This is a genomic window from Barnesiella sp. B2-R-119, from assembly GCF_023656675.1.
GTDB classification, from domain to species: domain Bacteria; phylum Bacteroidota; class Bacteroidia; order Bacteroidales; family Barnesiellaceae; genus Barnesiella; species Barnesiella intestinihominis.
Genome location: NZ_JAMOKL010000002.1, coordinates 32059 through 53003 on the forward strand (window position 1 = coordinate 32059; position 20945 = coordinate 53003).

Sequence of the window (20945 nt, forward strand, 5' to 3'; positions counted from 1 at the left end):
GGTTATAAATCCTTATACAAAGGAATATCGGGTAAAAATGTATAACTATTGGTGGTATAATTTATATGGCAACAATAATGTTTCATACCATTAGAAACAAACAAATAGCTCACTTGCAATACAAGATTATATCGAACGATCTGATCGAAAGTTTTTTGTGTAATCTCGACATGAGGCGCTTTATATTCCGCTATACACAATGGATTCCCGTTTCGATCATAAACAATCGTATCACATCGGCGATTACATTTGTTGAGAGTCAAAGAGATTTCATTCCCGATTAATCCGCGAGGAAATTTTTTTTGATTAACAAGGTAGGCAACAAAATGTTGCCTGACCCATTCTTCGGGAGTCAAGGTTACATATCGCCTTCTCAATTCATCGAAAATAAGAATCTTATCTTTTTCTTGTTTTACTTTATAGGGATACGGCGGTAGATTTAACTCGATCATCTCATATTTGATATTTGTTCTTTCTAATTATTTCTGTAAATTTACTCCAAAATTACATATTTATGAAGACAAAGCAAGAAATTGTCGAGAATTGGCTACCCCGATATACCCAAAGACCCGTTAAAGATTTTACGAAGTATATATTATTGACAAACTTCTCTAAATATGTCGAAATATTCGCAACCCACTTTCATGTTCCTATTTTAGGAGAGGACAGTAATATGCCTAGTGCATCGGCCGATGGGGTGACGATTATTAATTTTGGAATGGGTAGTGCCAATGCAGCTACGGTTATGGACTTGTTAAGTGCCGTAAAACCAGAAGCCGTATTGTTTTTAGGTAAATGCGGCGGTATAAAAAAGGTAAACAAATTAGGCGATTATATTTTACCGATAGCTGCCATTCGTGGGGAAGGGACATCGAACGACTACTTTCCACCAGAAGTCCCGGCATTGCCGGCTTTCATGTTGCAACGGGCAGTTTCCACAGCCGTCAGGAATCACCATCGAGACTACTGGACCGGAACGGTTTACACGACTAACCGTCGGGTATGGGAGTTTGACGATAATTTCAAAGACTATTTACGTCGCATACGTTGTATGGCCGTCGATATGGAAACAGCCACATTGTTTTCAGTTGGATTCGCAAATCAGATTCCGGTAGGAGCATTGTTGTTGGTTTCAGACCAGCCGATGATTTCAACGGGAGTTAAAACAGAAGAAAGTGACAAAAAAATCACGCGAGATTTCGTAGAAGAACATGTATTGATAGGAGTGGAGGCTCTAAAATTGATCATAGATAAACGGACGACGGTGAAACATTTGAGATTCGACGAGGAGTAATTATGGCTAAAAAAGATACCAATCAGCATCTTGCCATTTTGCAAGACATTCGCAACAAAGTATTTAAGCCCGTTTATTTACTCATGGGCGAAGAATCGTATTATATCGACTTAATCTGTGAGACAATCATCGAAAATGCCTTGAAAGACTCGGAAAGGGATTTTAACCAAACCATTCTATACGGGGCCGATATCGACGATTTCGCCATAGTGGTCAATGCAGCAAAGCGGTTTCCCATGATGGCTGAACGACAATTGATTGTTGTTAAGGAAGCCCAGAATATCAAAGGGGTAGATAATCTTCTATATTATTTACAAAAACCGTTGATGAGCACGATCTTAGTCATTTGTCATAAAAATGGCTCGCTTAAAAACAAGAAGGTTGTTGCCGGCATTGAAAAAATAGGAGTAGTATATGAATCGAAAAAATTATATGACAATCAGTTACCGGCATTCATAAACAACTACGTAGTAGCGAAGAAACTGTCGATCGACCCCAAAGCAGCTTCTATGATGGCCGATTTTGTCGGGAATGACCTAAGCCGACTTAGTAGCGAACTTGACAAATTATCGATTTCACTTCCGGAAGGGAGTCTTCGCATTACCCCCGAAATCGTAGAACGTAATGTTGGCATCAGTAAAGATTTCAATAATTATGAATTGCTAAATGCAATCATCACCCGGAATATATTAAAAGCGACTCAAATCATACAATATTTCGAACAAAATCCCAAGAACAATCCGCTGGTTGTTACGATAAGTGTATTATTCAATTTTTTTTCAAATCTTATGCTATGCTATTTTTCGACAGACAAGTCGGAGAATGGAATTATGAACGAACTGAATCTAAGGTCTTCTTTCCAATCCAGAGATTATTTGACAGCCATGCGAGCTTACAACGCATTTAAATGTATCGACATTATCGCATTGATACGCCAGTATGATGCTCGCTCTAAGGGTATAGGCTCAGGAGCTTCGAGTAACGACGGAGACCTGCTTAAAGAATTGGTTTTTAAAATAATGCACTGATTTGATTAAAAGTGATATAAATATCCCAGTGATACCGTTATTATTTGGCTGTGGGAAGCCGCGAATACATCTTTCTTCCTGTTTTTGAATATATCTCCCAATCCATAATAGTATCGGCCTTCCAATACGATACCATGTGTTTTCTTTATACGAAACTCAATACCTGCTCCTGCGGTAATACCATAATCAAATCGATGGGCTATATCCATCGTATATATTTCTTTTACCTTACTTTTTTGGCTGAACTCAGGCAAATTATAAATGTCAAAATTGCTTTTATAACTATCCCCCAATAAAAGTCCGATTTGAGGCCCCGCATTGACAAATCCACGCACGACACGATTGCCAAAGAAAAAATGAGTCAGAAATGGAATTGTCACATAATTCAACGTATGAGTATAGGTATAGGGATCTTCTTCAAAAGTTTCGTTCCAACCGCACTGAGTAAAATTGATTTCAGCAATTAACCCGAAAAATTTTTCTTCGATATAACGAACCGATACCCCGCCGGTGTAACCCAAAAGTAGCGATTGTGTTACAGTAGGAGTAAACGAAACTCTCGAAAGGGTCGTTCCACCCTTTACTCCCACTGTAAATTCAGGTTGATAATCACTTCTCTGTGCCAATCCTGATTGCAGAGACACAACTGCTATAACAAATAGTATGTATCGCAAAAGTTTCATCGTTTATTCTCTAATTTTCCTGATTGTGAAATTAGGTGTAAAATTGATGAAATAAAAAGATTTATTGATAAAGCCACTCCAATTGTTTACACGCTGAAATGAAAAATCGGTTTGTATGCGATCGATCGAAGGCCGAATATCCTGCGACGCAAAATTCTTCCCATGTTCCCGTATAGCCGAAAGGAAATATATTCCTGTATCGAATCCTAATAAAGCATATTGAGGGCTGGCATTTATCATATCCTTATTATACCAATAAAGGAATCGTTTGTGAAACGTCTTCGTATCTTCCTCGAACGGATTGGCATAGAACCGGGAATATAAATAAGTATTTAGTTTATAAAATTCGTTCAGATATTCGGGAACCTGTGTCAGCCATTCCGGATATCCGAAAAGTGCAATATCCAAATCTGCTCTTTTTTCTTTCAATGATTCAATAGGAGCTACAATTAAAGAAAGAACCTTCTTTTTGGCCGAGGTAGGTACAAATACAATCCCGCTTGCATCTGCTAATATAGAATCCTGATCTAATAGGTTCAACTCATTACCGAACTTTATTTCGTGATAAGCGATATGAGCTCGATCCAATTCTTCTTTCAGACCGCCGATAAAATCTCTTTTGTCGGGTTCTTCCGGTGTATGAGATAAAAATACGACTTTCCGATTCCCCAAATAACGGATAAATCTGTCCGCAGCTTCTGCATATAAATAGGAATGGGGAATATTGGTTTGGAATACTTTTGCATTGTGCGAAACCTCCTCGTTTTTAAGCGAAAAAGTATTAACGACATTTATATCATTGGCCAGTCCGAAATCAGCGATTAATTTTATATGATTATCATTTTCAGGAGCGATAATCAAGTCCATTTCTTTTAATATCGGATCTGAAAGAATACGACGAACGGTTGATTCGGACTCTTCGGAATCATACGCATATACATTGATAGAGGCCCCTTGACGTTTAAGGCTGTCTACCGCCATTAAAAATCCCTGATAATACTCGGTATATAAACTGGCTTTCGTATCGGGAGACGACTGTCGCAACATAAACGGAAGTATAACCGCGACATTGATTACCCCCTTCTTGTCGCTTTTATATAACTTATTGTATATATTATTGATTTCTGCACTCGTGATAGGATTTTCCGCAGTAACTGTATTGTACTCTATTCCTGCGGGAATATTTATTATATCGTCTTGCTTTATTTGTTTTATGTTCGGATTGCATTTCTTTATCTCTTCAACAGTCGTTCCAAACTTTTTTGAGATACTATATAAAGTCTCCTTTTTCCTTACTTTATATTCCGTATATAACTGTTTGGGCTCTATCGTAACATTTAATTCTTTCGTATCGGGAGTTATGCGTATCACGGAACCCTTCTTCATATGAGTAGGGGAAATACCGGGATTAAGTTTCAAAATAGTCTCTATGTCAACATCATATCTTTTTGATATAGAAAATAAGGTTTCACCGTCGGCAATCGTATGATAGACATATTCATTCGATGTCCCGTTCGAAGAATCCTCTAAAACTTCACTATCGGCGGTATTCATTGCTGTTTGAGTGTCCTTTTGTACAAGAGGAATAGATTGTTTCTCAGGCTTTTGATAACGTTGTGGAATCTTTAAAGTCGCACCGGCTTTTATTCCACGTTCAGAACCCGGATTAAGTGCAATAATGCTTCGAATAGGGACTTTATAAGTCTTTGAAATAGAATACAGGGATTCTCCCCGTACGATTGTATGTTCAAATGTGCTTTCGATTTCCGGTTCAGAATCTTGCTTATTCACGCCCTTATTTGTCGGAATCATGAGCAGCTGTCCTTTTTTTAAGCCATTTTTAGCGGCAGGATTATAGCGAATAATTTCCTCCTGAGAAATACCGAATTTATGAGATAATATATAAAATCCCTCCGACGGTTTAACCTTATAAATATAAAATTCTTTCCCGTCTATAATCTTTGTTTGTAAATTCTCTGTCTGAGCAGACAACAAAAAAGTGAAGGCAAAACAAAATAATAAAGCTATGGTTATTCGAGTATATTTCATATTTTCAAATCGTTATCTTTATATATACAAACTTGATATACAAGAAACAAAAGTATATAAAAATATCGTTAGTTGCAAACCCAATCGAGATTATGGAAATCATATTACCATTTCTCTCTCGGAAACGAGATTATTGGGAAATTTTAAATTCAAGATACAAACACGATTACTTGAAAAATTGTAACTTTGTCATTCATTATTATTTGGATAAATATGCGTAGATACCTGCTATTTTTCGCGTGCATCATTACAATCGGTGAGTTATATGCTCAACAAATTACCGTATCGGGAGGGGGAAGACCTGCCTATAACCATACACCAGAGATTAGTACCGGTTTAACAGGTGGTGTTTTTGTGATATATTCGCTAAATAACGCAACGATCGAATTTTCGGGGGAAGACGATTCTCCCATTTCTTGTCGCCTATTCAGGGAAAACGGTGCAGCATCGTCTACCCCGATAAGTGGAGCTATACAAAACGGGAACACTTCTACATTGAATATTTCGGAAGCCGATTGTGGATATATAATTGAACAAAATGGAGAGAGTTATTATTTATGGATAATTGATTATTCCCAATCTCCTTTGATTCTTAAAGCTGTTTCTACATCAAATGAAGAAGGTCAGTGCGATATGACCACATTAATGCTAGATGGGGAAGGGGAAAAGCTCAATTACTACTCGATCAATGGAGCCCCTAAATCGCTACGCCGTGAGCTAACGGTTAGTTATATGAGTTTGACATGGGATAAAGAGTCTCTGGCATATACCCAAACATTCCAGACAGAAACGGTGTATGACTTTTCTTCTTCTATCCAAGTACCGTCACCTCTCTGTAATACCGATTTTACAGTAACAGGAGATCAAATATTGAATTATTGGGGGCTGTCTCAGACGGCGTCGACCGAGGAATATATAACATCGGCAATAGGGGCGACAGCGACGGCAGAACAGACATATCGGGAAGAGGCCACGAATGAAGACGATAGACATCCCACCGATTATTTGGGTGGGTCTGCACCGGCCGAGATCGAATTCAAAGCTTATGTAACGGATGCTGTTACTCATATCGAATGGGAATTCTCGGACAAGGAGGACTTTTCAAATACAATTGCCCGGTATAACGATGAAACTTTATGGTACACTTTCAGAGACGAGGGTGTCACTTATGTTCGCTTAGTAGCCAGCAATAGTACCGCTACATGTCAGGCATACAGCGAGACATTCACCATAAATATCGGAGAACCTCGTTTGGAAGCACCAAACGTTTTTTCACCGGGAACAAGCCCCGGAGTTAACGACGAATGGAAAGTAGCTTATAAATCGATCGTTAGTTTTAAATGTTGGATATTCAATAAATGGGGAGTTCAAATGTTTTACTTCGATAGCCCCGATCAAGGTTGGGACGGAAAGTATCGTGGCAAATATGTAGACCCGGGAGTATACTATTATGTAATAGAAGCAAAGGGGGCAAATAATAAAAAGATGAAATTAAAGGGACACATCAATATATTACGTCCTAAAAATTAATGGATATAAGTAAATGACGCCAAAGAGGTATTTTTTTATTGTACTGTTATTTTTGTATATACCGCTGTTCATTAAAGGATATGCAAATACAACAAACGAATTTTCCGATGTAATCGTTCCCGAATTTCCACTACAAGTGAAATTCGCAAATGAGCTTGTAGATCTGGACCGTCTGGATATGTATGAACGATTCGACAGGGAACTCACCACGCTATGTTATATGCACTCGTCTACATCATTAGCCATAAAACGAGCCAATCGATATTTTCCCATATTGGAACCTATATTGAAAGAAGAGAAAGTCCCGACCGATTTTTTATATTTAGCCGTTATTGAAAGTACCTTGAATCCAAGAGCCGTTTCACCGGCAAAAGCCGTTGGTATCTGGCAAATTATGCCTCGTACGGGAAGAGAATATGGACTAGAAGTAAATAACGATATAGACGAACGCTATCATATAGAAAAGTCCACTCGCGCAGCCTGCAAATATTTGAAAGATGCTTATGAAAAATACGGTAGTTGGACGACTGTCGCAGCATCTTATAATGCCGGTATGGGACGTATATCGACCGAATTGGAAAAACAGCTGGCCGATCGATCGTTCGATTTATGGTTAAACGAAGAAACATCTCGTTATGTATTTCGCATTTTAGCCATGAAAGAAATATTTTCTTCTCCGGCAAAATATGGATACAAATTAAAAACCAAACAACTCTATCAACCAATCAGATATTCGGAAATAAAAGTAGATACCACGATTAATAACCTAGCCGTATTCGCTCAATCTAAGGGCGTTTCTTATGCCCAATTAAAAGAAGCCAACCCGTGGCTTCGCTCCCGTTTCTTACCAGATAAGTCCAGAAAAGTTTACTATATAAAAATACCGATGAAAGACGATTTGTATTATACGAAACGTAAATTTACTACTTATAAAAAAGAGTGGGTGATCGACAAAAAATGAAAGCAGAAGAACAAATTGAAGTATATGGGGCTCGTGTCCATAATCTTAAAAATATAGATGTCAATATTCCGCGGAACAGTCTCACCGTTATTACAGGATTAAGCGGCAGCGGCAAATCGTCATTGGCATTCGATACTATTTTTGCCGAAGGGCAAAGGCGTTACATTGAGACCTTTACAGCATACGCACGGAATATGCTCGGAGGTATGGAGCGCCCAGATGTAGATAAAATAACCGGATTGAGTCCTGTCATTTCCATAGAACAAAAAACGACGAATAAAAACCCTCGTTCGACCGTAGGAACAACAACAGAGATATTCGATTTCTTTCGGTTGCTGTTTGCAAGGGCAGGGGAAGCATACTCTTATTTATCGGGGGAAAAAATGGTTCGTTATACCGAGGAGAAAATCATTTCTCTGATAATGGACCTATACCAGAATAAGAAAACTTATATCCTCGCTCCATTGGTTCGTAACCGTAAGGGACATTATAAAGATTTGTTCGAGCAAGTTCGGAGAAAAGGTTATTTGACGGTCAGAATCGACGGAGAGCTACGGGAAATAACGCATGGAATGAAACTCGACCGTTATAAAAACCACAGCATCGAACTGGTAATCGATAAACTAATCGTGGATAAAGACGATGAACGGCGTTTGCAGGAAAGTGTCAAGACTGCGATGAAACAAGGAGATGGCCAACTGATGGTTCTCGATGCAGAGACACAAGAAATAAGACATTACAGCCGGACATTGATGGACCCGCAAACCGGGTTGTCTTATAGTGAACCGGCTCCTCATAGCTTTTCATTCAATTCCCCACAAGGTGCTTGCCCGAAATGTAAGGGGCTGGGATATGTCAATATAATTGACAAAAACAAAATTATCCCGAATGACGAAAAATCCATCTATGAAGGAGGAATCGTTCCGCTTGGCAAATATAAAAATTCATTGATATTTTGGCAAATCGCCGCGATTTGTGAAAAATACGACAGTAGTTTGAAAACCCCTATCAAAAATCTTCCGGAAGAAGCGTTAGACGATATACTGAACGGAACAGACGAGCGTTTGCAAATTAAAAATGAATCGCTGGGAACTTCGAACTATTTTTTATCGTTCGATGGTCTGATAAAATATATAGAAATTCAACAGCAAAGCGACGCTTCATCGCAAGCTCAAAAATGGGCCGGACAATTCGTCACGACAGCTACATGCCCGCTATGCGAAGGGCATCGCTTGAACAAGGAGGCTTTACATTACAGAATCGCAGGAAAAAATATTGCCGATCTAGCCGATATGGATATTTCGGAATTATACGAGTGGGTAAATCATGTAGAGGAATATTTATCTCCTCAGCAACGTAAAATTGCGGCCGAGATTCTCAAAGAAATACGTAACAGACTGCATTTCCTCGTCGATGTGGGCTTGGATTACTTATCCCTGAACAGAGCTTCTGCCACATTGTCGGGTGGAGAAAGCCAACGGATAAGATTAGCGACTCAAATAGGGTCTCAATTGGTTAATGTCCTTTATATTCTCGATGAACCCAGTATAGGACTTCATCAACGGGATAACACTCGGTTGATTCAGTCTTTAAAAGAATTAAGGGATATGGGGAATTCGATTATTGTAGTGGAGCACGATAAGGAAATGATGCTCGAAGCCGATTATATTGTAGACTTGGGACCTCGGGCTGGACGGCTGGGAGGAAATATCGTTTTCGCCGGAACTCCGAAAGAAATGTTGAAAACCGACACTCTTACGGCTCGATACCTTACCGGTAAAGAAGAAATCGAATTTGCCCCCCAAAGGAGAACTGGAAACGGAAAAAAGATAATATTATCAGGAGCTACCGGAAATAATCTAAAAAATGTGACCGTCGAATTTCCTCTGGGAAAATTCATTTGTATCACAGGAGTTTCGGGGAGTGGTAAATCAAGTTTGATTAACGGGACTTTGCAACCTATTATTAGTCAAAAATTTTATCGTTCTTTGCAAAATCCGTTACCCTATGAGAAAATAGAAGGATTGGAAAACATCGATAAAATCGTAACGGTCGACCAATCGCCGCTGGGTCGAACGCCTCGGTCGAATCCGGCCACTTATACCGGTGTTTTTGCCGATATACGCAACGTGTTCGTCGAATTGCCAGAAGCCAAAATCCGAGGTTATAAACCGGGTAGATTCTCGTTCAATATTCCGGGAGGACGTTGCGAGGTATGCGGAGGAAATGGATATAAGACTATCGAAATGAATTTCCTGCCCGATGTACTCGTACCTTGTGAAGCCTGTCATGGGAAACGATACAATAGAGAAACCCTTGAAGTAAGATTTAAAGGAAAATCTATTGCCGATGTTTTGGATATGACCATCAATCAAGCCGTGGAATTTTTTGAAAATATACCCTCTATTATTTCTAAAATTAAAGTTTTACAGGACGTTGGTCTCGGATACATTAAACTGGGGCAGCCGTCTACGACATTATCAGGAGGAGAGAGTCAACGGGTAAAACTGGCTGCGGAACTTTCAAAAAGAGATACAGGTAAAACTCTCTATATACTGGACGAACCTACCACAGGATTACATTTCGAAGATATTCGAGTATTGCTCTCTGTGTTGAACCGATTGGTAGATAAAGGAAATACCGTGATAGTCATTGAGCACAATCTAGATATAATCAAATGTGCCGACCACATTATCGATATGGGACCGGAAGGCGGTAAAAATGGAGGATATGTTTTAACAACGGGTACTCCGGAAGAAGTTTGTGTACAGAATACTTTTACGGCTCGTTATTTAAAGGCGGAATTAAAGGGATAAGAAAAACGACATATTACGATTTTGAAAGATAGAAAAGGGTTCAAAGTATAAAATTTGAATCCATTTTTACGCTATTTACAGTTGTAATATGTTTTGAATCAATAGTATAAATCTATTTTGAATAGGATTTAAGGGGCGTATAATTCTCATATTTTTGAACAAGTTTACATCTGTACTTGGAAAATAAAATCTCGTGAAGTTGAGTTATAAACCAGTTTGTTGTTTACATTTGTAATTTACAACCGCTATTTACAAATGTGACGCACAAAACGCAATTACACAAAATAAAAATCTGTAACTCATAAAGGGTAGGAGTGTTACATTTGCATATCCACCAAGCGCGGAGGTTTATAAACAATTATTATATCTACAATATATACAACACAAACAGTTAAAAACCAATGTTTTATACATTTAATATAAAGTATATTCGAGGTATAATTTCGAATTCTGAACGACATGTGCAAATAGTATTATATATATAAAATAATAAAATATTGATTTCTAAATAATTATAGGCATAAATATAAAATAATACTTTTAATAAATAATCTTGTTGGTAAACAAGATAGGCTATTTATGAAGTATACAGCACGTTGTTTTGTTTGCATTTGTAAATCAAATAATTTACAAAACAAACTTGTGTTTTTTATTTATTCTTGTTACATTTGTAAACTATAATTTTATTATTACGAATCTATTTACACCCCTAAAAATGGAAGAAAATGAAGCTCTAATTGTTGCCGAAAGAATGAAAAGTTTTATAGAGTATAAGGGTATATCTGTTACGCAATTTGCTGATGCAACTAAGATACAGAGATCTTCAATGTCTCAAATTTTGGGTGGACGAAATCAGAAGATCAGTATCAATACCATTGGGAAGATACATTCTGCCTATCCCGACTTATCTATCTATTGGCTGTTATATGGAACAGGCCCTATGATTTTGACGGCGACAATACCTTCGGCCGAAAACATTACCTCACCCTCCAAAGAATTTTCAACATCTTTATTTCCCGAGGAGAATGAAATAAAACCGGACGAATATACAGCTCCTTCAAAATATTCGAGGGAAAATGGCTCTAATATTCATCAAAAACAGGACCATAAACTTGAAAATGAAGAAGTAACAAACTTAAAAGCACCATTTTTCGAGCCATCGGAACAGGTCGTAAAAAATAAAAAAGTAACTAAAATCATGATTTTCTACTCCGATAATACGTTTGAGACATTTTCCCCGGACAATGAATAACTCGTCTTTATCTTTTAAAGGAGAAATAAAACGATTGCATAATCCGATAAACTTTTGCTTCGCTTTTGGGTTTATACTATCTTTGTTCAGCTAAAATAATTTTATGAAAAAATATATTCTTGACTTTCGGGTTGTTGAAAACACAAAACTGCACGATAATTATGCTCTTTTGAAATTGAAACCCGATAATAATGAACCGTTGCCCGATATGTTACCCGGGCAGTTTGTCGAGGTTCGTGTAGACCGATCTCCTGGTACATTTTTAAGGCGTCCGATTTCTATCAATTTTGTCGATTCCTCTCTCAATGAACTATGGCTATTGATAAGAAAAGCCGGTGAAGGAACTCGGACTTTATGCGATTTGAAACAAGGAGATAGTATTAATTTGGTTTTACCATTGGGTAATACATTCAGTTTACCCGATGAAACAGATTCGAATATATTGCTTATCGGAGGAGGCGTTGGAATAGCCCCGATGCTGTATTGGGGCAAATACTTAAAAGAACGGAATTATACCCCCAAATTTTTGTTAGGATTCCGTTCAGACAAGGATATACTGCAATATGAAATGTTTCGGCAGTTTGGAGATGTATATATTTCCACAGAAGACGGCTCTTTGGGCGAAAAAGGATTCGTGACTCAGCACTCCTTGTTAAATAGTAAACTCGATAAGCTGTATGTTTGCGGCCCGAAACCCATGATGGTAGCCGTCGCCCGATTTGCTCATGAACGAAACATATCCTGTGAAGTATCTCTCGAAAATATGATGGCCTGTGGCGTAGGCGCATGTCTCTGTTGCGTAGAAGATACGATCGAAGGCAATACTTGTGTATGTAAGGAAGGTCCTATCTTTAATATAGAAAAACTAAAATGGCAGATTTAAAAGTAAATATAGGTGGATTGCTTTTGAAGAATCCCGTAATGACGGCATCGGGAACATTCGGCTACGGCGAAGAATTTGCCGATTTCGTCGATTTATCTCGGCTGGGAGGAGTCATTGTAAAAGGAACGACGCTGCATCATAGAGAAGGCAACCCGTATCCTCGCATGGCCGAAACGCCTTCGGGAATGCTCAACGCAGTAGGATTACAAAACAAAGGTGTCAATTACTTCATCGAAAATATATATCCTCGCATAAAAGATATCGATACCCATTTCTTGGTAAATGTATCGGGATCCTCAATAGAAGACTACGCCGTTACGGCAGAGAAAATCGCTGCATTGGACAAGATTCCGGGAATTGAGTTAAACATCTCTTGCCCGAATGTGAAAGAGGGTGGAATGGCTTTCGGGACAAGCTGCCAAAGTGCTGCCGCTGTGGTAAAAGCTGTGCGTGCAGTTTATCCTAAAACTTTGATTGTCAAACTTTCGCCAAACGTTACCGATATTACCGAGATAGCCCGAGCAGTCGAGGCCGAAGGCGCCGATGCCGTATCCCTGATCAATACTCTGTTGGGTATGGCTATTGATTCAAATCGTCGCAGACCGGTACTCTCTACAATTACAGGGGGATTATCCGGTGCATGTGTTAAGCCCATCGCATTGCGTATGGTTTGGCAAACTTACCATGCCGTAAAAATCCCTATTGTAGGATTGGGAGGAATCATGAACGCCACCGATGCCGTTGAATTTATATTGGCCGGTGCATCTGCCATAGAGGTCGGAACAGCTAACTTCATAGATCCTCAAATAACTGAAAAAATAGCGGACGGAATAGACGAATATCTCGATAGGAACAACATTGCATCCGTAAAAGAGCTTATCGGAGGTTTGATTTGTAATTAATTTATTATCAATAGTATAAAAATAGCGAATGTGGATTGTATTAGATGGCACAATCCACATTCGCTATTAAAGTATCAGTTTAATATTATATTTGCGAACAGATATTAAAGCGTTACTTTATATCTGTATAGCTTGTTAGAGCATTTCAACCGACCGTTTGATAAATTTACTCAGAGCCTCTCCCTTCAACATATTATTGGAAAGCAGAGCCAAGTCGACCAACTGACGAACCAAAGGTGTCCGGTCGGCATAAGTCTTCAATATATCCGATTCCTTTGCTCTCAATTCTTTTGCCTTTTCCTCAGCATGCTTCAAAGCCTCCTTATCTGCTACGGGAATTTCATCGTCCTTTTTATCTTTTTTTGCCTCTTGTAACCGTTCGATTTCTTCATTGACAGTTTTCAGCTCGTCCAATATAGGAGTTAATTCACTCTTACAAGCACTTTCGGTATCAGCAATAACCTTTTGCGAAAGAGGGTGATCTGTGTTCACTATGAGGTTATAGCTATCGGGAAGCTCCCCATAGAAAGCCATTCCTGATTGTATAGCAGCCATATCTTTCATACGACGCATAAATTCATTCTGCGTAATAACGATAGGTTGAGCAGTCGCACCTACAGGCTCGAACATAACCAAGAAATCACTTTTCTCCATAGCAGGGATCTGCGATTTGAAAACAGAAGTCATTATATCGCGCTGTTGCTCATCGAGAGCTGTATTTGAAGTTGTATCCGATTTCTTGATTAGTTTATCAATCAGATCGCTATCCACGCGCACGAAACGGCTTTTCTCCAATTTCTGCTCCAACATACCGATGAAATGAGGATCCAGCTGTCCGTTCATCAATAGCACATCGTAACCTCTTGATATAGCCGTATCGATATAACTGTATTGTGCTTCCTTATCAGTGGCATACAGATAAACGAGTTGTCCGTCTTTATCGGTTTGGTTGCCCTCTATCAGTTTTTTATATTCATCGAGCGTATAATATTTATCCTCCGTATCTTTCAATAATACGAATTTCTGAGCACGCTCGTAGAATTTCTCATCAGACAGCATACCATATTCGATGAAGATTTTCAAATCGTCCCATTTCTCCTCGAACTGTTTGCGATCGCTGTTGAATATCTCTTGCAGACGCTCTGAAACCTTTTTAGTGATATACCCCGATATTTTCTTTACATTAGAATCGCTTTGCAGATATGAACGCGAAACATTCAACGGAATATCGGGTGAATCAATCACACCCTGTAAAAGCATTAAGAAATCGGGAACGATACCCTCTACCGAATCGGTAACGAATACTTGGTTGCAATATAATTGTATCTTGTATCGATTGATATCGATATTATTTTTGATTTTCGGGAAATAAAGAATCCCTGTCAACTTAAACGGATAGTCGATATTCAAATGAATCCAAAACAGAGGTTCATCTATTCCCGGATAAAGATCGGCATAGAATTTCCTGTAATCTTCATCGGTCAAATCTGTCGGCTTCCGAGTCCATGCAGGCTCCATATCATTAATGACCCTATCCTTGTCTGTATCGACATATTTCCCGTCTTTCCATTCTTGTTCTTTTCCAAACACAACGGGAACAGGCAAGAAACGACAATATTTTTTCAACAGGGTCTCGATACGTTGTTCTTCAAGAAATTCCTTATTGTCATCATCGACATATAAAATAATATCTGTTCCCCGCTCGCTCTTTTCGATATCGGTCATCTCGTAAGCCGGAGAACCATCGCAGCTCCACATGACTGCTTGGGCTCCTTCTTTATAGGATAATGTACGTATTTCTACTTTTTTGGAAACCATGAAAGAAGAATAAAATCCCAGCCCGAAATGCCCGATAATGGCATTCGCATCATTTTTATATTTTTCCAAGAACTCTTCGGCCCCCGAAAAAGCAATTTGATTGATATATTTGTCTATCTCTTCGGTAGTCATTCCTATACCGCGATCCGATATAGTCAACGTCCCTTTATTTTTATCAATCGACACTGTGACATTCATCGTGCCTAACTCACCTTTGAAATCGCCAAAAGAAGATAATGTCTTCAATTTCTGAGTGGCATCCACAGCATTAGAAACGAGCTCCCTTAAAAATATTTCATGGTCGCTATACAAAAATTTTTTAATGACGGGGAAGATATTGTCGGTTGTAACCCCAATTGTACCTTTTTGCATAATTGTATATTTTTATCATTTAAATTTCTGACTATGATTTTTCAAAAAAAATGCCAGACTCTTTGAGTCTGACATTTTGACTTATTCGACTATTATTTGTCATTTCGTTTGGGAATTATGAATCGAAGACTCGATCTTCTGATTCTCCTTATCGAAATCAACGACAATAGTATCACCTTCTTGAACCGTCGCCCGAATAATCATTTCGGCAAGTTCATCTTCGAGGTATTTCTGTATGGCCCGTTTTAGAGGTCGGGCTCCAAACTGAATATCATACCCCTTTTCGGCAATAAAGTTTTTGGCATCGTCGGTAATAGTCAGATGATAACCCAGTGTTTCCACCCGTTTGTAAAATCCGCTTAGTTCCAAATCGATAATTTTGAAAATAGATTCTTTATCCAATTGGTCGAACATTACAATATCGTCGATACGATTTAAAAATTCGGGAGAGAAAGCTCTATTCAACGCCTTTTGTATAACGCCCCTCGAATAATCCTTTTCCGAAACAGTATTAGTCGAGAATCCTACTCCTTGTCCAAAATCCTTTAATTGACGCGTACCGATATTAGATGTCATAATCAGAATCGTATTCTTAAAATCGATTCTGCGCCCCAAGCTATCGGTTAGGCGCCCTTCGTCCAAGACTTGCAACAATAGATTAAAGACATCGGGGTGAGCCTTTTCTATTTCATCGAGCAGCACAACCGAATAGGGTTTACGTCTCACTTTTTCCGTTAACTGTCCTCCTTCCTCATATCCCACATATCCCGGAGGGGCTCCGACAAGTCTGGACACAGTAAATTTCTCCATATATTCACTCATGTCTATTCGGATAAGAGCATCTTTCGAGTCAAATAAGTATTCGGCCAATTTTTTTGCTAAATGTGTTTTACCCACACCCGTAGGGCCCAAAAACATGAAAGTGCCGATAGGTTTCCCCGGATCCTTTAATCCTACACGATTTCGCTGTATCGCTTTTACAATTTTATCGACAGCATCATCTTGCCCAATAATTTCGCGCTTCAACTCTCCCGACATAGCTAAAAGTTTATTTCCCTCAGCTTGTGCGATACGCTGCACCGGGACACCAGTCATCATAGCGACAACTTCGGCAACCTTTTCCTCATTGACAATCTCTCTATGTTGTTGCATCTGCCTTTCCCAGTTTGCTTTCGCCGATTCAAGGGAAAGTTGCAATTCTTTTTCCTTGTCTCTAAAACTCGCCGCAAGCTCATAGTTTTGGGATTTAACAGCATTTATTTTATCTTCCCGGCAAGTCTCTATTTGAGCCTCCAAACTTTCGATTTCTTTGGGGACAATAATATTAGAAACATGCACTCGCGCCCCGGCTTCGTCCAATGCATCAATGGCTTTGTCCGGGAAATTACGGTCACTTATGTAACGGTCTGTCAATTTGACACACGCCTCCAATGCATCATCGGTATAGGTGACATTATGGTGATCCTCGTATCTACCTTTTACATTATTGAGGATTTGCAGAGTCTCCTCGGGAGTTGTAGGCTCGACCATAATCTTTTGGAAACGACGTTCCAAAGCTCCATCTTTTTCTATGTTTTTCCTATATTCATCGAGTGTTGTAGCTCCGATACACTGAATCTCTCCCCGCGAAAGAGCCGGTTTTAACATATTGGCGGCATCAAGAGACCCTGTGGCTCCACCTGCACCGACAATAGTATGAATCTCGTCGATAAATAAAATAATATTCGGATTCTTCGACAACTCATTTAGAATCGCTTTTATACGTTCCTCGAATTGTCCTCTATATTTTGTTCCTGCTACAATCGAGGCCATGTCGAGAGAGACAAGTCTCTTATCGAATAGCACCCTCGACACTTTACGTTGCACGATTCTCAAAGCAAGACCCTCTACTATTGCAGATTTTCCTACGCCGGGTTCCCCTATAAGAACCGGATTATTCTTTTTTCTTCGGCTCAATACTTGTGCCAATCGTTCAATTTCATTTTCACGTCCGACAACAGGGTCGAGCCGACCTTCTTCGGCAGCCTTTGTCATATCGGTCCCAAAGTTGTCCAATACGGGAGTTTCATTATTACTACGCTGAGCAGTCGTACTATTTCCGCTTTGCTGTTCCCTCCGATAATTTCGGTCTTCCTCCAATTCGTCGTCATCATCGTCCGTAAATCCGGCGCCCATGCTCGGCGAAGGGAAATCCGGCTTCTCATTACCTTTTAAAAAAGCTGCCACTTCGTCATAAGTTATGTCATTCGTGTTTAAAATTTTTGCAGCAGAAGAGTCCGGCTCTTTCAATATAGCCAACAATAAATGTTCGGTGTCTGTCTCCGAACTTTTCATAAATCGAGCTTCAAGCATACTCATCTTTAAAACTCTATCTGTGCTTTTACTAATAGTCAACTCATTCGTTTGTTCCATGTGATTATTGGAAGCGGACAGTTCATTTTCCAATGAACTTTTCAGTGTTCGGAGGGAAGCTCCGAGCCCGACCAATACATCGACAGCACGATTTGCGCCGTCACGTATAATTCCTAACAATAAATGCTCGGGAACAATGTTGGAATTTTGGAGGCGTTCAGCCTCTTCCCGGCTATAACCGAGAATTTCCTTAACATGTTGTGAGAAGTTTCTTTCCATAAACAATCTGTCTCCTTTTATTGATTTAGCAAATATACCACCTTTAAGCCGAATAATGGCGGGTATTTATTAGTTTATTATATATAACAAATAATATGCCGAAAATTCCTATTCACAAAAGATTATTTCTTGAATTTGGTATCTCGATTTTTCAAAAAATGGTTATCTTTGTACGCTAAACAGCATAATTTGTATAACCAATTTTCATCAAAATAAATGATTGATCAAGATAGAATTTTAAAAATAGACATCAAACAAGAGATGCAATCGGCCTACATCGATTATTCTATGTCGGTGATTGTAGCTCGTGCCTTACCCGATGTAAGAGATGGTTTTAAACCGGTACACCGCAGAGTTCTGTTCGGTATGGACAAATTGGGTAACACATCGGATAAGCCTTATAAGAAATCAGCAAGAATCGTGGGAGATGTGCTGGGTAAATATCACCCGCATGGCGATTCGTCGGTATATTTTGCATTGGTGCGTATGGCGCAACCCTGGTCTTTACGTTATCCTTTGGTCGATGGGCAAGGTAACTTCGGGTCTGTCGATGGTGATAGCCCTGCTGCCATGCGTTATACCGAAGCTCGCCTTTCTCGTATCGCAGAAGAGATGCTTCGAGATATTGAAAAAGATACGGTCGATTTTACTCCAAACTTCGATAACACATTAGAAGAGCCAACTGTTTTGCCGACCCGAATCCCCAACTTACTAGTCAATGGAGCTTCGGGTATTGCTGTGGGTATGGCAACGAATATGCCCCCTCATAACCTGTCGGAATGTATAGATGCTTCTGTCGCCCTAATCGACGACAGAGAATTGACGGTGGAAGACCTGATGCAATATATCAAGGCTCCCGACTTCCCCACAGGAGGTATTATTTATGGTTTTGCAGGGGTAAAAGATGCTTTCGAAACAGGACGGGGCCGAATTGTAATTCGGGCAAAAGCCGAGATTGAAGTAGACAGCACCACAGGGCGGGAGACCATCGTCGTATCTGAAATACCATATGCCGTCAATAAGTCGGAATTGATTAAGAAAATCGCCGATTTGGTGGAAGAAAAACGGTTAGAAGGTATTTCCAACATCAACGATGAATCCGACCGAGCCGGAATGAGAATCGTTATCGAAATAAAACGAGATGCCAATGCAAGCGTTATTTTAAATAAATTATTCAAAATGACCGACTTGCAATCCTCTTTCAGTGTCAATAATATTGCTTTGGTAAACGGACGTCCTCAAACACTAAATCTAAAACAACTGTTAGAGGCGTTTGTGGATCATCGCCACGAAGTCGTTATTCGCCGCACTCGTTTCGATCTGGCGAAAGCCGAAGAAAGGGCGCATATTCTTGAAGGACTTATCATTGCATCCGATCACATAGACGAAGTCGTTAAACTGATTCGGTCATCACGGACTCGTGAAGAAGCCAAGACACGTTTAATGGAGCGATTCTCGTTAAGCGAAAAACAAGCTCAGGCCATCGTAGATATGCGTCTTGGACAGTTGACCGGTTTGGATCAAGACAAACTGAGAAATGAATACGCCGAGGTGGAAAAAATGATTGCCTATTACAAAGAAATTCTCGCCGATGAGTCTGTTTGTATGAAAGTGGTAAAAGACGAGCTTCTCGAAATAAAAGAGAAGTATGGCGACGAACGTAAAACAGAAATCATTTATTCCTCGGAAGAGTTCAATGCTGAGGATTTCTATGCCGACGACGAAATGATTATCACCATATCGCACATGGGATATATCAAACGGACCCCTCTGTCCGAATTCCGTGCTCAAAATCGAGGAGGAGTCGGAGCAAAAGGAAGCAATACTCGTGAAGAAGATTTCATCGAGTATATCTATCCGGCATCAATGCACAATTATATGTTGTTCTTTACCCAAAAGGGTAAATGCTATTGGCTGAAAGTCTATGAAATCCCCGAAGGTGCTAAAAACTCAAAGGGACGAGCCATTCAAAATATGCTCAATATAGAGTCCGACGACAAGGTAAACGCATTCATTCGGGTAAAAAAATTACAAGACCCCGAATACAATATGTCTCATAACTTACTATTCTGTACGCGTAAAGGTGTAATAAAAAAGACAAAACTTGAAGCCTATTCGCGTCCTCGACAGAACGGAGTAAATGCGATCACGATTCGGGAAGACGATCAAGTTATACAAGTGCGTCTCACCACGGGAGACAGTCAAATAATTATCGCCAACAAAAACGGTCGCGCTATTCGATTCCATGAAAGTGCAGTACGCGAAATGGGTCGTAATGCAACAGGTGTAAAGGGTATGACCCTTGACAATAATGACGACGAAGTGGTAGGAATGATTTGTGTAAACGATCCCGAAAAAGAAACCATCATGGTTGTCTCGGAGCAAGGCTATGGAAAACGCTCTCTTATAGAAGATTATCGGATAACAAACCGAGGAGGGAAAGGCGTAAAAACGCTGAATATTACCGATAAAACAGGCTGTTTGGTAGCGATTAAATGCGTAACAGATGAAAATGATTTGGTAATCATAAACAAATCGGGCATTACTCTACGAATGAAAGTAGCCGACGTACGAGTCATGGGACGGGCAACACAGGGTGTAAGATTAATAAACTTGGAAAAACGTAACGATGAAATAGCATCGGTTTGCAAAGTTTTATCAGAAAGTGTCGATGAAAACTTACAAGATGATAACGTAACCGAAGTTGCCGAATAAATTTAGATATA

Annotated in this window: 14 protein-coding genes; 9 read left to right on the forward strand and 5 right to left on the reverse strand. The window is 39.5% G+C overall.

Annotation, left to right across the window (positions count from 1 at the left end):
* Positions 1-2 precede the first annotated feature (2 nt).
* Positions 3-452, reverse strand: coding sequence for a type I restriction enzyme HsdR N-terminal domain-containing protein (locus NBH06_RS03330; RefSeq protein ID WP_008862061.1), 450 nt, complete (start codon positions 450-452; stop codon positions 3-5).
* 62 nt (positions 453-514) lie between these two features.
* Between NBH06_RS03330 and NBH06_RS03335 the strand changes: the two genes are divergently transcribed.
* On the forward strand, positions 515-1294 hold the full coding sequence (locus NBH06_RS03335; RefSeq protein ID WP_008862060.1) for an AMP nucleosidase: 780 nt from the start codon (positions 515-517) through the stop codon (positions 1292-1294).
* A 2-nt stretch (positions 1295-1296) separates the two neighbouring features.
* Complete coding sequence (holA, locus tag NBH06_RS03340) at positions 1297-2322, forward strand: DNA polymerase III subunit delta (protein ID WP_008862059.1); 1026 nt, start codon at positions 1297-1299, stop codon at positions 2320-2322.
* A 5-nt stretch (positions 2323-2327) separates the two neighbouring features.
* On the opposite strand, the gene NBH06_RS03345 is transcribed toward holA, so the two are convergent.
* Both NBH06_RS03345 and NBH06_RS03350 read right to left on the reverse strand, forming a co-directional pair.
* Positions 2328-3005 (reverse strand): porin family protein, encoded by a 678-nt coding sequence (locus NBH06_RS03345; protein WP_155012465.1) that lies wholly within the window; start codon positions 3003-3005, stop codon positions 2328-2330.
* A 3-nt stretch (positions 3006-3008) separates the two neighbouring features.
* Positions 3009-5054, reverse strand: a complete 2046-nt coding sequence (locus tag NBH06_RS03350) for a LysM peptidoglycan-binding domain-containing protein (protein WP_195331352.1) — start codon at positions 5052-5054, stop codon at positions 3009-3011.
* 213 nt (positions 5055-5267) lie between these two features.
* Here NBH06_RS03350 and NBH06_RS03355 point away from each other — a divergent pair, with 213 nt between their 5' ends.
* The 6 genes from NBH06_RS03355 to NBH06_RS03380 all read left to right on the forward strand — a co-directional run bounded on the left by NBH06_RS03355 (position 5268) and on the right by NBH06_RS03380 (position 13398).
* Positions 5268-6584: a T9SS type B sorting domain-containing protein gene (locus tag NBH06_RS03355; protein WP_250792778.1), complete on the forward strand. Its 1317-nt coding sequence runs from the start codon at positions 5268-5270 to the stop codon at positions 6582-6584.
* A 13-nt stretch (positions 6585-6597) separates the two neighbouring features.
* Complete coding sequence (locus tag NBH06_RS03360) at positions 6598-7545, forward strand: lytic transglycosylase domain-containing protein (RefSeq protein ID WP_250792780.1); 948 nt, start codon at positions 6598-6600, stop codon at positions 7543-7545.
* On the forward strand, positions 7542-10361 hold the full coding sequence (uvrA, locus tag NBH06_RS03365) for an excinuclease ABC subunit UvrA (protein ID WP_195331355.1): 2820 nt from the start codon (positions 7542-7544) through the stop codon (positions 10359-10361). Before NBH06_RS03360 ends, uvrA begins: the two co-directional genes overlap by 4 nt.
* 715 nt (positions 10362-11076) lie before the next feature.
* On the forward strand, positions 11077-11613 hold the full coding sequence (locus NBH06_RS03370; RefSeq protein WP_250792781.1) for a helix-turn-helix domain-containing protein: 537 nt from the start codon (positions 11077-11079) through the stop codon (positions 11611-11613).
* 103 nt (positions 11614-11716) lie between these two features.
* Complete coding sequence (locus tag NBH06_RS03375; RefSeq protein WP_250792782.1) at positions 11717-12496, forward strand: dihydroorotate dehydrogenase electron transfer subunit; 780 nt, start codon at positions 11717-11719, stop codon at positions 12494-12496.
* Complete coding sequence (locus NBH06_RS03380; RefSeq protein ID WP_021892591.1) at positions 12484-13398, forward strand: dihydroorotate dehydrogenase; 915 nt, start codon at positions 12484-12486, stop codon at positions 13396-13398. The genes NBH06_RS03375 and NBH06_RS03380 overlap by 13 nt, the downstream gene beginning before the upstream one ends.
* A 135-nt stretch (positions 13399-13533) precedes the next feature.
* Here NBH06_RS03380 and htpG read toward each other — a convergent pair whose 3' ends face one another.
* Both htpG and NBH06_RS03390 read right to left on the reverse strand, forming a co-directional pair.
* Positions 13534-15588, reverse strand: coding sequence for a molecular chaperone HtpG (gene htpG, locus NBH06_RS03385; RefSeq protein WP_250792784.1), 2055 nt, complete (start codon positions 15586-15588; stop codon positions 13534-13536).
* Between the two features lie 99 nt (positions 15589-15687).
* Positions 15688-18219 carry an ATP-dependent Clp protease ATP-binding subunit gene (locus NBH06_RS03390; protein WP_250792785.1) on the reverse strand — a complete coding sequence of 844 codons (2532 nt, stop codon included), beginning with the start codon at positions 18217-18219 and terminating at the stop codon, positions 15688-15690.
* 216 nt (positions 18220-18435) lie between these two features.
* On the opposite strand from NBH06_RS03390, the gene gyrA reads away from it, so the two are divergent.
* The gene (gene gyrA, locus NBH06_RS03395; protein WP_195342959.1) at positions 18436-20934 is read left to right on the forward strand and encodes a DNA gyrase subunit A; all 2499 of its coding nucleotides are present in this window, start codon (positions 18436-18438) and stop codon (positions 20932-20934) included.
* Positions 20935-20945 lie beyond the last annotated feature (11 nt).